Origin of the sequence: Kitasatospora sp. NPDC050543 (assembly GCF_044457565.1) — a bacterium.
Taxonomy (GTDB): domain Bacteria; phylum Actinomycetota; class Actinomycetes; order Streptomycetales; family Streptomycetaceae; genus Kitasatospora.
This window is the reverse complement of the sequence record NZ_JBITGZ010000004.1, coordinates 209,232-223,873: the sequence shown is the minus strand read 5'-3', so window position 1 is coordinate 223,873 and position 14,642 is coordinate 209,232. Positions and strand designations below refer to the sequence as shown.

Below are 14,642 nucleotides of genomic sequence, written 5' to 3'. Positions count from 1 at the left end.
CCACCCGGCGCGAGGAGTCGGCACACCACCGGCGGGCCCCCTCCCCCGCGCCTGCCACGGCGCCGTGGCTTCGGCGTTCATAAGCCTGTCTTGGAAGGCTTCCAATCACCACTTCTGGAAATGATGGAGAGTTACATTGCGCCGACTCTGTGCAATTTCACCACTTGACGGCGCATCTAACGGTGGATCACGAAGCATAACGTTTACATAAAGCCAGTGTTACCAGCTCGTCACTGTGGACTAGACCACTGGCGGCCACGTCGGTCGACCCGCCTCTACTGCACCTCAGTTGACGGCCAGTCGCGGATCAGCTCCTGATGGTTGAACCGAGTACATCTTCGCGTATAGAACACGCGCGTTCGACGCGGTCCGGCCTTCTGGCAGGATTCCCGACACTCGGCCCCGCTGCAGGAATGAGGTGTGGTTTGTCCGGTCGTGGAAGCGTGGTCAAAGGACGGCGCGACAGCCGTGTGGTGCCTTTCGCGACCATCGCGACCACCGCGGGGGTCCTCGCCTGCACGGCCGCTTCCGGCGGTGTCGCGAGCGGCGAGCGGCGAGCGGCGCCGGCGCCCACGCCGACGCCGACCTTGAGGAAGGATCTCCTGACGGTCGGTCGTCGGTGAGCGTCGCTCCCCCGTGATCCCCGGCCGCCGCCGTAGCCGTGCTCTTCCTTCCCGCTTCCGCCTCGCCCTGCGCCCTCGTCGCCAGGGGCCACCCACCCGCCGCACAGGCCGGTCCCGACCCGAACTCCCGGATCAAGGAGCACGATGCACAGACTCCGCGCGTCCCGCCGCAAGAAGACCCTGATAGCCGCAGTCGTCGCCGCAGTGTCCGGCGCCCTGGTGCTCGGCATCGGGACCTTCGCGCAGGCCGGCCTGGTCACCGGTACCGTCACCGGCGGCCAGGGCCGGTACAGCACCGTGAACCACCGTGCCCAACCATCCGTCTCCGCCCAGATCACCGGCTCCTCCCGGGTCGGCGAGAAGGTCTCGATGTCGTGCCGGACCACCGGAGACACCGTGGAGAACAACTCCCGGTGGATCTGGTCCGGCTCGTACTACATCGCCGACACCTTCATCCAGGAGAACACCGGCAGCCTCCCGGTCTGCGGCTCCACCAAGCCGACCGGGCAGACGACGCTGAACATCAGCATGCAGAAGCAGGTCCGGAGCCAGTGGTGCTGGGACGCCTCCGGCCTGACCATCGCCAACTACTGGGGCCGTACCGGCTACTCCCAGGCCGACTTCTGCCGGCTCGCCGCGCAGGGCACCTGGGTCGACTGCAACGACCAGCCGGCCACCCTCGACGACATGGCCAACGGCCTGGCCCGGATGGGTCTCGCCAACAGCGGTCGCAGCCTCTACCGCTCCGCCAGCTTCGGCGAGACCAGCGGCGAGATCGCGGGCGGCCGTCCGTTCGCCGTCCGGATCGGCTGGAGGTCCGGCGGCGGCCACATGAACGTCGTCTACGGCTATGACAGCAACAGCAACATGATCGCGGTCGGTGACCCCTGGCCGACCACCCAGACCTACACCTGGTGGAACTACTCCACGTACTCGAGCAACAACTCGTTCCAGTGGACCCACTCCCGCATCGGTATCCACGGCTGAGGAGACGACCGATCATGCAGACCTTTCGACGCCCCCGAGGTGCGGCCGCCCGGGCAGCCGTCCTCGCCGCGGCCACCCTCACCGTGCTCTGCGGCACCACGCAGGCGCAGGCCGCCGGCGGTGACGATGTCCCCAACTACCAGTCGGCGCAGCAGGTCCTCCAGAGTGGGCAGGTCCGGGACACCGTCTCGCGCTTCCTCGTCGCGGCCCGCGAGGCGAACGCCTCGCCGGCGGCCGACGGCGGCACCGTGGGCGCGCCCGGGAACGCTTTGGCCGGGCCACCCAGATTCGATCTCAAGGACCCGGTGCCGATGTTCGAGCTCAGCCCCGAGTTCGTCTCGGGCAAGGTCCAGGCGACCGCGCAGAACGCGGTGCGGCTCTCGTACGTGGGCTCCCGGGTGAACGCGGCCGACGGCCACCAGGCCGTGGTGCTGCTCGCACCTCAGGGCGCAGCTCCGGACGCACCTCAGGGCGCGTCTCCGGGCACGGCGCAGGGCGCTGCCCAGCAGGGCTGGCAGCTGGCCGGCATCCGGGACGGAGATGCCGAGCTGAGTCTCGCCGAGCGCGGCACCCCGCAGGCCCGCACCTTCACCGAGCCACAGATCCACGCCTGGTACCGGGTCACGGACGGGGGCACCGTGGAGCCGCTCAACCAGGAGGCGACCACCAGCCTCGGCGGCCAGCGCAGCATCACCCTTGCCGCGTACCAGAAGCTCGTAGCCTCCCGTTACGGCGACAAGCTGCCCGGTTCCACCTACGACCGCAAGGGCCTGGCCGGCGGTTACGGACTCGCCGGGGACGAGCCGGTACCGGAAGCCGGCCCTTCCTGGCAGCCGGCCGCCGTCGCCGGGACCGCAGCCCTGGCCGCGGTCGCCGGGGCCGCGCTGTTCGTACGCCGCCGCCGGTCGGCGGCAACGAGCTGACCGAACCGGCACCGGCCGGCGGCTGTCCACCCACAGCGGGACCGACAGCCGCCGGCCCCCATGAACGTCCGCAACAGCGGCGGACGAGGACCGGGCGCCGGGGGGCGTCCGGCCGGCCCTGCCGCGCGTCCGCAGATGCTGCCGTGGGAGGCGACACCGTCCGCCTCCGGACCCGGCTGACGAAGGACCGGCTCAGGGAGCGATCGGCAGCTGCCGCTTGTGCTCGGTGAGCCGGTAGCGGCGCACGACGGCCGCGAAGGCGGCCTCGGCGACCGGCTTGCCCTCCAGGAAGTCGTCGATGTCGTCGTAGGTGACGCCGAGCGCCTCCTCGTCGGGCCGGCCCGGGTTCAGCGTCTCCAGGTCCGCCGTCGGGGTCTTCCCGACCAGCTCGGACGGCGCACCCAGAGCCTGCGCCACGGCCCGTACCCGCCGCTTGGTCAGGCCCGTGAGCGGAACCACGTCGGCCGCGCCGTCGCCGAACTTGGTGAAGAAGCCGGAGACCGCCTCGGCGGCGTGGTCGGTGCCCACGACCAGGCCCTCGTGCGCGCCCGCCACCGCGTACTGGGCGACCATGCGCTGCCGGGCCTTGATGTTGCCGTGCACGAAGTCCTGGTGGTGCGCGTCGCGGAAGACCGTCCCGCCGGCCAGCGCCGCCTCCAGTGCGGCGTCGCTCGCGGACTTCACGTCGACGGTCAGGACCCGGTCGGGCCGGATGAACTCCAGTGCCAGCTGCGCGTCCTTTTCGTCGGCCTGCGCGCCGTACGGCAGCCGCATCGCGAAGAACGTCGACTCCCGCCCGGTCGCGCGCACCCGCTCGACCGCGAGCTGACACAGCCGGCCCGCGGTCGTGGAGTCCACGCCACCGCTGATGCCCAGGACCAACGAGCGCAGGCCCGTGGAGGTCAGCTGGTCGGCGAGGAAGGCCACCCGGCGCTCGATCTCCTGCTGTGCGTCGAAGGACTCACTCACCTGAAGGTCCCGGGCGATCTCCTGCTGCAGGGATATGGACGCCAGGTCGGTCACGCTTGCTCCTCGTTCGGGCCCGTGGGGCGGGGGGGTCGGCACGCGCCACCACACCGCCGGGACCGGGGCCACAGGCGCATGCAGGGGACGGAAGCACTCTAGAGGAAGGCTACGAAGGCCTGCTCAGGGCGTGTGCCCGCTGGACGTGGACCTGGAGCGCCGCCGGGTCGGCCTCGCGCTCAAGCAGGGCCGGGCGGGATGAGCAGGTAGCCGCCGACCGGGGGCAAGCTGGCCACGAGAGGCCGCGGTACCTCGCCCCGAGCCGCAAGGCGGATGCGGCAGGGTCCATCGCAGTCCCCGATCGTCATCGAGGTGGTCCACGCCCCACGTCTGCGCCGGTCACTCCCCCGGGGCGAGCTCCGGGGCGGGCTCCCGTTCAGGCTCCGGTTCGAGCTCCGTGAAGTAGCCGCCGATCAGGCGGGCGTCGACGTGGTCGGGCGGGAGTTCGCCGTGCGCGGCGAGGAGGGCTTCGGCGTAGGCCTCGGCGTTGTCCTGGGGGACGTAGCCCAGGGCGCGGGCGGTGGAGAGGTCCCACCAGGCACGGGTGTTGGCGCTGATTCCGTTGACCACGGTGTGGCCGACGTCCGGCGCGCTGAGGGCGGCGTGGACGAGGCGGCCGCAGTCGGCGGGGCTGAGCCAGGTGGAGAGCATTCGCACGGTGGTGGGCGCGGGGTAGCAGGAGCCGATCCGGATGGAGACGCTCTGCACGCCGTACTTGTCGGCGTAGAGCGAGGCCAGGCCCTCGCCGAACACCTTGGAGAGCCCGTAGTAGGTGTCGGGCCTGGTGGGGATGTCACTGCCGATCAGCCGGCCGCTGCCCGCCTCGGGCAGCGGGACGAATCCCACGGCGTGGTTGCTGCTCGCGAAGACGATCCGGCGCACGCCCTCCCGCCGGGCGGCCTCGTAGAGGTTGTGGCAGCCCTGGATGTTGGCGCCGAGGATCGCCTCGAAGGTGTCCTCCAGTGCGATGCCGCCCAGGTGGACGATGGCGTCGACGCCGCGCACGGCCGCGCGGACCGCCTCGGCGTCGCGCACGTCGAAGACCAGCGCGTCGGGCTCGCCCTTGAGCGGTCGGAGGTCGGCCGGGCGCAGGCGGTACCCGTACCCCGGCAGGCTCTGGCGCAGGAAGGTGCCGACGCCGCCCGCGGCGCCGGTCAGCAGGATGGTGCGTGGCTGGGTCATCGGTGCGGCGCTCCTGTCGGTGGGCGGTCGGGGCGGGGGCACGGTCGGTGGGGGCGCCCGCGCGCGGAACTCCTCGGCACCGGGCTGCCCGGGTGGCCGGCCCGGTGCTGTGAAGCATGCCAGGTACCCGGGGAGGCCGGGGCCGTCGGCGACTTCACCAGCGGGGTCGCCGCATTCGGTACGCCGGGTCGAAGAGCCGTATGTACGAGGTGTCGTCGCGCTCCCGGATGCCGCAGCGCAGGTAGTTCTCGTGCAGCCGGGCCAGCGCGTCGCGGTCCAGGCGGACGCCCAGGCCGGGGGCGGTGGGGACGAGGACGGAGCCGTCGGTGATGGGCAGCGGCTCGTCGAGGACGTCCTCGCCGCACTGCCAGGGCGTGTGGGTGTCCGCGGCGCAGGTCAGTTCGGGCAGGGCGGCGCCGAGGTGGGTCATGGCGGCGAGGCTGATGCCGAGGTGGCTGTTGGAGTGCATGGAGACACCGATGCCCCAGGTGCGGCAGATCGCGGCGAGTTCGGCCGAGCGTCGCAGGCCGCCCCAGTAGTGGTGGTCCGCGAGCACGACGCCGACGGCACGCGTGCCGAAGGCCTCGGGGATGTCGTCGGGGCTGACGACGACCATGTTGGTGGCGAGCGGCATCGGCGCGTTGCGGGCCACCTCGGCCATGCCGGCGAGGCCCGGGGTGGGGTCCTCCAGGTATTCGAGCAGGCCCTCGGTCTCGGCGGCGACCCGGATGGAGGTGGGTACCGTCCAGGCGGCGTTGGGATCGAGTCGTAGCGGGTGGTCGGGGAAGGCCGCGCGCAGCGCGCGGATCGCGTCGATCTCCCGCTCGGGTGGCAGTACGCCGCCCTTGAGCTTGATCGAGCGGAAGCCGTAACGGTCGATCATCTGCCGGGCCTGGGCGACGATCCCCTCGGCGTCCAGCGCCTCGCCGTAGGGGTCGGCGGCGCGACGCGGCACCGGGCCGCGCCGCGCCGGGTGGAGGTCCGGATCGGGGTGGAGGCCCGGATCGGGGTGGAGGTCCGGCTCCGGGTGCGCGGCCCACTTGTGGAAGAGGTAGGCGGAGTAGGGCACCCGGTCGCGGACCCGGCCGCCGAGCAGGTCCACCACCGGGCGTCCGATGAGGCGGCCCTGGAGGTCCAGACAGGCCACCTCGAAGGGACTGAGCACCCGCAGGGTGGTCTTCTGCGGGCTGGACCCCCCGGTCAGTCCGTGCCGGTCGGGTGCGTCGGCGTCGCCGAGCGCGGTGCGGACGCGGCGCAGCAGGCCGTTGGTGTCGAAGGGGTCGAGCCCGGTGAGGGTGGGTGCGACGCGCCGGAGCAGCCGCAGGTGGGGCTCGTCGCCGTAGGTCTCCCCCAGCCCCACCAGGCCGTCGTCGCAGCGCAGTTCGATGATGGCGCGCAGTGCCCAGGGCTGGTGCGCCCCGACGGCGTTGAGCAGGGGCGGGTCCGGGACGGCGACGGGGGTGACCACCGCCTCGTGGATGCGCATCAGCCCTCCGGCGTGGCGAGCGCGGACCGGCCGCGCGCGATGATCGCGGCGAGTTCCCGCGCGTGTGCGGGCGTGACGTCCACCAGCGGTGGGCGGACGGCGCCCATGGGCAGCCCGGTGAGTCTGGCGCCGGCCTTGACCAGTGCGACGGCGTACCCCGGCACCTGGTCGCGCAGGGTGACGAAGGGCAGGTAGAACTCGGCGAGCAGCAGCCGGACGACGCGCTGGTCGCCCGTGCGTACGGCGTGATGGAAGGCGGTGGCGATGTCGGGGGCGAAGCAGTGCACGGCGGAGGAGTAGCTCTCGACGCCGATCGCCGCGTACGCCTGGGCCGACAGCTCGGCGGTGGGCAGTCCGTTGAGGAAGCCGAAGTCGGCGGCGCGCGGGTGGCCGCTGGTGCGGATGGCGGTGACCAGGCGCAGCATGGCGTCGACGTCCCCACGGCCGTCCTTGATGGCCGTGACGGTGGGGATGTCCAGAAGTGCCACCGCGGCGGCCTCGTCGAGCACGGCGTTGGCGCGCTGGTAGACGGTGATCGGCAGGCTGGTCGCCCCGGCGACGTACCGGATGTGGTCGACCAGCCCGGCGGGGGTGCAGGAGACCAGGTAGGGCGGGAGCAGCAGCAGGCCGTCGGCGCCGGATCCGGCGGCGGCGCGGGCGAAGTCGCGGGCGATCCTGGGGCCGCCGCCGCAGCCGGCGACCACGGGCAGCCGGCCGGCGGCGACCTGTACCGCTGTGGTGACCAGGTCGCGGTGCTCGTCCGGGGACAGGGCGGTGAACTCGCCGGTGCCGCAGGCCACGAACAGGGCTGCGGGCCCGGCGGCGATCTGCTGTTCCAGGTGTGCGGCGAACACCGCCAGGTCGACGGTGTCGTCGCCGGTGAACGGGGTCAGCGGAAATGACAGCAGCCCGTGCGGGCGCATCGGCTCTCCTTGCTGATCGGGTGTGGTGTGGGAGCGGGCGCCTTGCGCGCCGGGGCCGCCGCCGCCCCGGCGCCTTGGCGGCCGTGGCGTCAGCTGCCGAGCGTGCCGAAGAAGGTGAGGACGTCCGCGACGAACGCTTCCGGCTGCTCCAGCGCGAGGAAGTTGCCGCCGCGCTCCAGCTCGCTCCAGTAGGTGATGTTGTGGTCCCGCTCGGCGAAGCGGCGGATGGCGATGTCGGTGGGCAGGGCGACGGCCACGCCGGTCGGCACGGTGCCGCGCGGCTTCGGGGCCCAGGCGCTCGCATCGTGGCCCGCCTCGTAGTACAGGTTCGCCGAGGAACCCGCCGTGCCGCTGAACCAGTAGACGCTGACGTTCGTGAGCAGCCGGTCGCGACCCACCGCGTCCTCGGGAAGTTCGGCGGCGGGGTCCGTCCACTCCTTGAACTTCTCGACGATCCAGGCCAGTTGACCGACCGGCGAGTCGTGCAGGCCATAGGCGAGGGTCTGCGGGCGGGTGGACTGGATCGCGTTGAAGCCCATCTTGTCCTGCTGGAAGTCCTCCAGCCGGGCCAGCCGCTCCTGCTCCGGCCCGGTCAGCCCGTCGAGTTCGCCGGCCTCCCCCGAGGGGAACGTCACCAGGCCGTTGAGGTGAATGCCGACGATCCGCTCGGGCGCCCGGCGCCCCATCTCGGCGGCGATCCACGCGCCGCCGCCGGTTCCCTGTACTCCGTAGCTGCCGTGACCGAGCCGGCCCATCAGCTCGACGAACGCGCCCGCGATGCGGCCGGTGTTCCAGCCGGCCTCACCGAGCGGGCCGGAGAAGCCGGTGCCGGGTGTCGAGGTCACGACGACGTGGAAGTGCTCCGCCAGGGGCCGGACGACCTCGACGAACTGGACGAACGAGCAGGGCCAGTCGTGCAGCAGGAGCAGCGGGACCGCCGCAGGATTCTTCGAACGCACGTGCAGGAAGTGGATGTTCTGCCCGTCGATCTCGGTGGTGAACTGCGGGAACCCGTTGAGTTCCGCCTCCGCCTCGCGCCACTCGAAGCCGTCGGCCCAGTACGCGGCCAGAGCCTTGAGGTAGTCGGCCGGCACGCCCCGGCTCCAGCCGACGCCGGGGATCTCACCGCCCCAGCGGGTCCGGGCCAGCCGGTCGCGCAGGTCGTCGACCTCGCGCTGCGGAATGTCGATGCGGTACGGCTGGATGCGGGTGTCCGCACTGCTGCTCGTCTCCATGAGAACAACAGTATTCTCGATATAGGCACGGTACGTTCCTAAACACACCTCAGACTGGCGGTCATGCTCGATACCTCCGCGCGCCTGCTGCGCCTGCTCTCCCTCCTGCAGACCCCGCGGGCCTGGCCGGGATCCGAGCTCGCCGAGCGCCTGGGCGTGAGCGGCCGCACCGTCCGCAACGACATCGACCGGCTGCGCGAGCTCGGCTATCCCGTGGACGCCACCCGCGGGGCCGCCGGCGGCTACCGCCTGGGCGCCGGCGCGGCGATGCCCCCGCTGCTTCTCGACGACGAGGAGGCCGTCGCGGTGACGATCGCCCTGCGCACGGCCGCGCAGGGCGCCGCCCCCGGCACGGAGGAGACCTCGCTGCGGGCGCTGGCCAAGCTCGAACAGGTACTGCCCTCGCGGCTGCGCCGACGGGTGCGGGCACTCCAGGCGTACACCGTGGCGGTGCCGGCCGACCGCCCCGCCCCGACCGGACCGCGCAGCGCGCCACGGGAACCGCCCGGCGGCGACCTCGCGGCGTACGTCTCCCTGGGGGTGTCGGGCGCGGCCTGGCGCCACCACGCGCGGGTGACCGTCCACGCCCCGGCGGCGACGGTGGTCGAGCGCATCAACCCTGCGGTCGGCACGGTCGAGGCGCTCGACGCCGACAGCTGCGTCCTGATCACCGGCGCCGACACGCTCCAGACCCTCGCCGTCCACCTGGGCATGCTCGACCTCGACTTCGACGTCACCGAACCCGTGGAGCTGGTCACCCACCTCCGCCGGCTCGCGGAGCGCTATGCCCGCTCGACGCCACCGCCCCACGGCGGCGAGGAAGCCGACGGCGAGGAGACCGACGGGCCGCTGACGGGCCGCCGAGGGAGCGTCGAGGCAGTGCCGAGGGAGCGCGCCGGCCGGTGACGTCACCGCCGCCCACACCGCGAGACCGCACGCCCGTTTCATTGACAGGGCTTCGTCATGAGAGTTCACTTCCTGAAGACAGGTCTGGACCGGTGCCGGGCCCCAGCCCAGCCGAGCTGACCGTCAATCACCCTGTGCCACCTGCTGGTTGGCATTCCCACCGCACGGGATCGAGGCGATGGTTCATGTCCTCATCGGAACGCCGACGACCGCTCTGGGCCACAGTTCTTGTGGTCGCAGCCATGGTCACCGCACTGGGCTCGACGCCCGACCCCGCGACCGCGGCCCCGGTGGCCGCACAGGCCGTGTCCTTCGAGGACAACTTCGACGGCGCCGCCGGGTCCGCCGTCGACGGCCGCGCGTGGCAGGCCGAGACCGGCGACAACGTCAACAACCACGAGCGGCAGTACTACACCGCGGGCAACGCCGCCCTGGACGGCCAGGGCCACCTGGTGATCACTGCCCGCCGCGAGAACCCGGCCAACTACCAGTGCTGGTACGGCACCTGTCAGTACACCTCGGCACGGCTGACCACCGCGGGCCGGTTCGCCCAGGCGTACGGTCATGTCGAGATCCGGATGAAGCTCCCGCGCGGGCAGGGCATGTGGCCGGCCTTCTGGATGCTCGGCGACGACATCGGCCAGGTCGGCTGGCCGAACAGCGGTGAGATCGACGTGATGGAGAACGTCGGATTCGAGCCCGGCACGATCCACGGCACCATCCACGGCCCCGGTTACTCCGGCGGTGGCGGCATCGGAGCCGGCTACTCCCTGCCGGACGGCCAGGCGTTCGCCGACGGCTTCCACACCTTCGCCGTCGACTGGGCGCCCGACTCGATCACCTGGTCCGTGGACGGCACGGCCTACCAGCACCGCACCCCCACCGACCTCGGCGGCCGGAGCTGGGCGTTCAACAAGCCCTTCCACCTCATCCTCAACCTCGCCGTCGGCGGCTACTGGCCCGGTGACCCCGACGGCTCCACCGTCCTCCCCCAGCAGCTGGTGGTGGACTACGTACGGGTCAGCACCTCCGGCGCCACCAACGCCGGCTCCCTCACGGGCCTTGCGGGCAAGTGCCTGGACGTGGCCGCCGCCGGCACCGCCAACGGCACCCGCGTCCAGCTCTACGGCTGCAACGGAACCTCCGCCCAGCGCTGGACGGTTGGTGCCGACCGCACCGTCCGGGCCCTCGGCAAGTGCCTCGACGCCTCCGGCGGCGGCACCGCGGACGGCACCCGCGTCCAGCTCTGGGACTGCAACGGCACCGGCGCGCAGCGGTGGTCGTACAACGCGGCCACGCACGACGTGGTCAACCTGAACGCCGACAAGTGCCTGGACGTCAGCGGGAACAGCCCGGCCGACGGCACCCCGACGCAGCTGTGGACCTGCACCGGCGGCGCCAACCAGAAGTGGGCACTCAACCCATGAAGGCAAGCAGTTGATGACCACTGACATCCGCGTCCCCGCGCTGCGGCGGCGCAGCGGCGGCGAGCCGCACCCACCCGGGAGCGGCTCGCCGCCGGGCGCTGACGAACCTCCGCTGCGCGGGTGAGTTCGGGGCCCGTACGGGTCGCGCCTGCGCGATGGCTCTCGCGCCCGGACCGCATCGTGGCTCCATGAGACCTGCCGTCCGAACCGTCGTTGTCGCACTGCTCACGCTGATCGTTCCCGCCGGGCTCCCGCCCGCCGCGGCGGCGGCCGGAGCGGAGCAGGTCGCCCCCGGAGTCGAGTACCGGGCCTTCACCGTCCCCACCTCGCACGGCAGCGCACGGGTCCACCTGCTGACGGTGGACCTGCGCCACGGCCGGGCGCGGGCCGGCCTGCTGTTCCCGGGGACGGTGACGGCCCGTCAGCCGGTGTCCGAGATGGCCCTCGCGCAGGGCGCGGTCGCCGCGGTCAACGGCGACTTCTTCGACATCTCCGAGGCGCAGCACCCGGGTGTCCAGGCGACCGGTGCCACCTCGGGCCCGGCGATCGCGGACGGACTCGCGCTGAAGGCCGCCGTCCCGCAGGCCCAGCGGTTCGGCTCGACACCGGCCCCGGGCGACTCCGCCGAGGACGTCTTCGGCGTCGGAACCGACGGACAGGCCCGTACCGGACGTCTGAGCCTGCGTGGCCACCTCGCCAGCCCCGGGGCCGACCTGCCGCTCAAGGGGCTCAACCAGTACGCCCTGCCCGTCGGCTCCGTCGGCGTGTTCACCCCCGGCTGGGGCGAGGCCTCCAGGGCACGGGCGGCCTGCGGCAACGACGACGACCGCGCCGCGCCCTGTACCCGCGACGTCTACGAGGTGACCGTGCGCCACGGCCGCGTCGAGGCGGTGTCCGACACCCCGGGCAGCGGCGCGATCCCGGCGGGCTCCGTGGTCCTGCTCGGCCGCGAGGCCGGAGCCCGCGCACTGCGGGAGCTGACCCCCGGCACGCCGGCCGAGGTCGGATACCGGCTGGACGCCGACGGCGGGGTGCCGTTCGCCTTCGCGCTCGGCGCCCATCCGCTGCTGCGGGAGGGCCGGCCCGTGCCCGCCCTGGAGGCCGTGACCGCCGAACCACGCACCGCCGTCGGCATCGCGGGCGGCGGACAGCTGCTGAGCCTGCTGTCCACCGACGGTCGCGAAGGCACCTCCAGCGGCCTGACCGTGGCCGAGCTCGCCGACGTGCTCGCCGACGTCGGCTGCCAGGAGGGCGCCTACCTGGACGGTGGCGCGTCCGTGACCCTCGTCACCCGCGACCACGCCACCGGGGCCGTCAATGTCCGCAACAACCTGGGTGGAGCCCAGGAACGCGCCGTGCCCAACGGCATCGCCGTCTACTCCCCGTGAACACCGCCGCCCGCCGAGCCCCGTGCGCCTACGACCAGGTGAAGGACCACGCCTGGACCCGTCCGTCTCCAGGATCCGAGCCAGAGCTTCGCCGGGCCGCGAGCCGCTGATCCGTCCATGTGTGGCTTCCCGCGGCCCACCGGTGCGGCGGCGCCGGCCGGGCGGTGGAGCACGGCGTTCCGGGGGGAGGGTCACAGCCGGTGCAGGACGTCTCCCGGGGGTTCGTGTGCGGCGCGCAGGGCCGGGAGGGTGGTGGCGCCGGCGGCGGCGGTGACGGCTGCGGCGATCAGCGCGGTGAGGGCCAGCGCGGAGGGGGCGTGGGCGAGCCCGGCGCCGATGCCGGTGGCGGCGCCCTGCCCGTCGATCAGGGCGACGGCGAGCGGCACGCCCACGGCCGCGCCGAGCAGCACCCCGAGCAGCGCGACGGCGGCGGAGCGGGTCACCACCAGGGCGGTCGCCTGGCGGGGTGTCAGGCCGATGGTGCGCAGGAGGGCGAGGTCCTGGCGGTGGGCCCGCAGGGCGGCGGACGCGACGGTGAGGAGTTCGGCGAGTGTGATCAGGGCGAGCAGGGCCACCAGTCCGGCCACGGCGGCGCGCAGGGTGCCGAGCTCGGCGAACGGCTGGACCGGCCGGACATCGAGGCGGCCCGGGTGTGCGGTGGCGAGGGCGGCCCGGACCTGCCGGGCGTCGGCGCCGGGGCGCAGCGTGACACTGTAGAAGTCGGGCTGCGCGGCCGGGGCGTCGGCGTCGGCGAGGGTCTCCATGGTGACCGAGACGATGCGCCCGCCGCGGTCGGGTTCCACGATCCGGCCGACGACGTGCAGGATGCGGGGTGTGCCGTCGGTGGTGACCCGCGCCCATTGGCCGACCTGGACGCCGAGCAGGTCGAGGGCGCCCTGGCCGGCGACGGCTTCGTTGGTGGCGCGGATCGGGCGGCCCTGGACGACCTGGAACGGGTAGGGCCGGGCGGTGGTGCCCAGTGCCCGCAGGGTGACGGTGGCGGACTGCCCGGGGGCGAGTGCCTCCCGTTCGGCGCCGGGGTGGACGTCGGCGATGTCGGGGTCGGCGGTGAGCTCGGCGGGCAGCGGGTCGGGCCCGGGGGTGGCGCGGACGGTGAGGTCGGCCGAGTGCCGGCCGCCGGTGGCGGCGCGGTCGAGGCCGTCGAGGGTGGACCAGGTGGTGAGCGCCAGGGTGCAGGCGATCACCGGGACGGCGAGCCGGCCGGCGGCCAGCGCGGTGCGGCCGCGGCCGCGCAGGGCTGCGCGTACGCCGAGGACGAGGGCGGGCGGCAGGTGGCGCAGCAGCGCGAGCCGGGCGGCGCGGGGCGGCCGGTCCTCGCCGTGGGTGCCCTCGGGTGGCGGGAGGGCCGGGACCCGGGCGGCGCGCAGGGCGGGTACGGCGGCGGCGAGGGCGACGGTGCCCAGGCAGGCGAGGGCGGCCAGGGCGGCGACCGGGCCGGTGCCGAGGACGGCGTGCCAGGCGTTCCAGGCGCTCCAGCCGTTCCACGGGGCGGACGAGCCGCCGGGGTCGGGGACGAAGGCGGGTAGCAGCACGGCGGCGGCGAGTGCGCCGACGGCGAGGCCGAGCCCGGCCAGCAGCAGGTGCTGGAGGACGAACATCCGGGTGATGCCGGCGGGGGTGAAGCCGAGCGCCTTGAGGGTGGCGATGTCGCCACGGCGGGCCCGGACCCGGCCGCCGGCGGCGCCGGCGATCGCCAGGGCGGCGGCGAGCAGGGCGGCGAGTCCGCACAGGCCCAGCAGCAGGCCGACGGGACGGGTCTCGCGTTCGTGGGAGTCGCGGGCGTCGGTCCAGGTGGCGACGTGGGTGACCTGGTCGCCGCCGAGGGCGTTGACGGCGCGCTGGGCGATGTAGTCGGCGTCGGCGGGGTGGGCCAGGCGCAGGCCGACGGCGTGGCCCTGTCGGCCCGCGTCGGGCTGGACGAGGTCGAGGGTGCCCGGCAGGACCCAGCCGAGGCCGGGCCGCAGATCGGGGTGGCGGGCGCGGTCGGGGCTGTCGGCGGTGCCGAGGACGGTGAGGGCGTGTTCCCGGCCGTCGGTGCCGCGGACGGTGATCCGGTCGCCGGTGCGGACCCAGGCGGAGGCCGCGAGGGAGCGTTCCAGGACGACGCCGTCGGGGTGTGCGGGGCCGAGCCAGCTGCCGGTGGCCTGGAGCGGGTGGGAGAGGGCCGCGGGTTCGGGGTCGGCCGCGCGCAGCCCGAGCGCGAGCGGCGGACCGGTGACGGGTGTGCCGTCGCGGCCGGTGAGGTCGACGATGGCGGTCGGGTAGGGTCCGGCGACGCCGGTGACGCCCGGCAGGGTCGCGAGGGCGGTGTCGGCGTGTTCGCTGCGCGTCTCGACCCAGACGTGGACGCCGTCGGCGCGGGCGAACTGCCGTTGCCAGGGGCCGCCGACGGTGTCCAGCAGCGCGCCGGCGAGCAGCAGGGCGGCGACGGTGCCGGCGGTGGCGAGCACCACGAGCAGGGCGGGCAGGCGGTGGGAGCGGAGGTCCGCGCGTATCCAGCGCAGGGCGGCGCGCACGG

At 73.6% G+C, this 14,642-nt stretch carries 11 protein-coding genes; 5 read left to right on the top strand and 6 right to left on the bottom strand.

Going from position 1 to position 14,642, the window contains the following annotated elements; all coding sequences use genetic code 11:
- Nucleotides 1-767: 767 nt before the first annotated feature.
- Both ACIBH3_RS06950 and ACIBH3_RS06945 read left to right on the top strand, forming a co-directional pair.
- On the top strand, nt 768-1,610 hold the full coding sequence (locus ACIBH3_RS06950; RefSeq protein WP_396310854.1) for a papain-like cysteine protease family protein: 843 nt from the start codon (nt 768-770) through the stop codon (nt 1,608-1,610).
- 14 nt (nt 1,611-1,624) lie between these two features.
- A complete protein-coding gene (locus ACIBH3_RS06945; protein ID WP_396310853.1) occupies nt 1,625-2,533 on the top strand; it encodes a hypothetical protein in 909 nt (302 codons plus the stop codon).
- Nucleotides 2,534-2,725: 192 nt separating this feature from the next.
- Here ACIBH3_RS06945 and nadE read toward each other — a convergent pair whose 3' ends face one another.
- The 5 genes from nadE to ACIBH3_RS06920 form a co-directional block, all read right to left on the bottom strand.
- A complete protein-coding gene (gene nadE, locus ACIBH3_RS06940; protein WP_396310852.1) occupies nt 2,726-3,556 on the bottom strand; it encodes an ammonia-dependent NAD(+) synthetase in 831 nt (276 codons plus the stop codon).
- A 339-nt stretch (nt 3,557-3,895) separates the two neighbouring features.
- On the bottom strand, nt 3,896-4,738 hold the full coding sequence (locus ACIBH3_RS06935; RefSeq protein WP_396310851.1) for an NAD-dependent epimerase/dehydratase family protein: 843 nt from the start codon (nt 4,736-4,738) through the stop codon (nt 3,896-3,898).
- Between the two features lie 154 nt (nt 4,739-4,892).
- Nucleotides 4,893-6,224 carry a glucarate dehydratase family protein gene (locus ACIBH3_RS06930; RefSeq protein ID WP_396310850.1) on the bottom strand — a complete coding sequence of 444 codons (1,332 nt, stop codon included), beginning with the start codon at nt 6,222-6,224 and terminating at the stop codon, nt 4,893-4,895.
- A complete protein-coding gene (locus ACIBH3_RS06925; RefSeq protein WP_396310849.1) occupies nt 6,224-7,147 on the bottom strand; it encodes a 5-dehydro-4-deoxyglucarate dehydratase in 924 nt (307 codons plus the stop codon). Before ACIBH3_RS06925 ends, ACIBH3_RS06930 begins: the two co-directional genes overlap by 1 nt.
- 89 nt (nt 7,148-7,236) lie before the next feature.
- Nucleotides 7,237-8,382 (bottom strand): epoxide hydrolase family protein, encoded by a 1,146-nt coding sequence (locus tag ACIBH3_RS06920; protein WP_396310848.1) that lies wholly within the window; start codon nt 8,380-8,382, stop codon nt 7,237-7,239.
- A gap of 63 nt (nt 8,383-8,445) precedes the next feature.
- On the opposite strand from ACIBH3_RS06920, the gene ACIBH3_RS06915 reads away from it, so the two are divergent.
- From ACIBH3_RS06915 to ACIBH3_RS06905, 3 genes are all read left to right on the top strand, one after another.
- Entirely contained in the window at nt 8,446-9,288 is an 843-nt protein-coding gene (locus tag ACIBH3_RS06915) for a helix-turn-helix transcriptional regulator (RefSeq protein WP_396310847.1), read from the top strand.
- A gap of 242 nt (nt 9,289-9,530) precedes the next feature.
- Nucleotides 9,531-10,715, top strand: a complete 1,185-nt coding sequence (locus ACIBH3_RS06910) for a ricin-type beta-trefoil lectin domain protein (RefSeq protein WP_396310846.1) — start codon at nt 9,531-9,533, stop codon at nt 10,713-10,715.
- A gap of 188 nt (nt 10,716-10,903) precedes the next feature.
- On the top strand, nt 10,904-12,103 hold the full coding sequence (locus ACIBH3_RS06905; protein ID WP_396310845.1) for a phosphodiester glycosidase family protein: 1,200 nt from the start codon (nt 10,904-10,906) through the stop codon (nt 12,101-12,103).
- Between the two features lie 191 nt (nt 12,104-12,294).
- Here the strand turns inward: ACIBH3_RS06905 and ACIBH3_RS06900 are convergent, their stop codons facing one another.
- A complete protein-coding gene (locus tag ACIBH3_RS06900; RefSeq protein ID WP_396310844.1) occupies nt 12,295-14,640 on the bottom strand; it encodes an FtsX-like permease family protein in 2,346 nt (781 codons plus the stop codon).
- Between the last annotated feature and the right edge of the window lie 2 nt (nt 14,641-14,642).

Bases quoted from the DNA above. Each gene is read 5' to 3' on its own strand.
- ACIBH3_RS06935 (WP_396310851.1), bottom strand. From the start codon at position 4,738: ATGACCCAGCCACGCACCATCCTGCTGACCGGCGCCGCGGGCGGCGTC.
- ACIBH3_RS06910 (WP_396310846.1), top strand. From the start codon at position 9,531: ATGGTCACCGCACTGGGCTCGACGCCCGACCCCGCGACCGCGGCCCCG.
- ACIBH3_RS06920 (WP_396310848.1), bottom strand. From the start codon at position 8,382: ATGGAGACGAGCAGCAGTGCGGACACCCGCATCCAGCCGTACCGCATC.
- ACIBH3_RS06905 (WP_396310845.1), top strand. From the start codon at position 10,904: ATGAGACCTGCCGTCCGAACCGTCGTTGTCGCACTGCTCACGCTGATC.
- ACIBH3_RS06915 (WP_396310847.1), top strand. From the start codon at position 8,446: ATGCTCGATACCTCCGCGCGCCTGCTGCGCCTGCTCTCCCTCCTGCAG.
- ACIBH3_RS06925 (WP_396310849.1), bottom strand. From the start codon at position 7,147: ATGCGCCCGCACGGGCTGCTGTCATTTCCGCTGACCCCGTTCACCGGC.
- ACIBH3_RS06945 (WP_396310853.1), top strand. From the start codon at position 1,625: ATGCAGACCTTTCGACGCCCCCGAGGTGCGGCCGCCCGGGCAGCCGTC.
- ACIBH3_RS06930 (WP_396310850.1), bottom strand. From the start codon at position 6,224: ATGCGCATCCACGAGGCGGTGGTCACCCCCGTCGCCGTCCCGGACCCG.
- ACIBH3_RS06950 (WP_396310854.1), top strand. From the start codon at position 768: ATGCACAGACTCCGCGCGTCCCGCCGCAAGAAGACCCTGATAGCCGCA.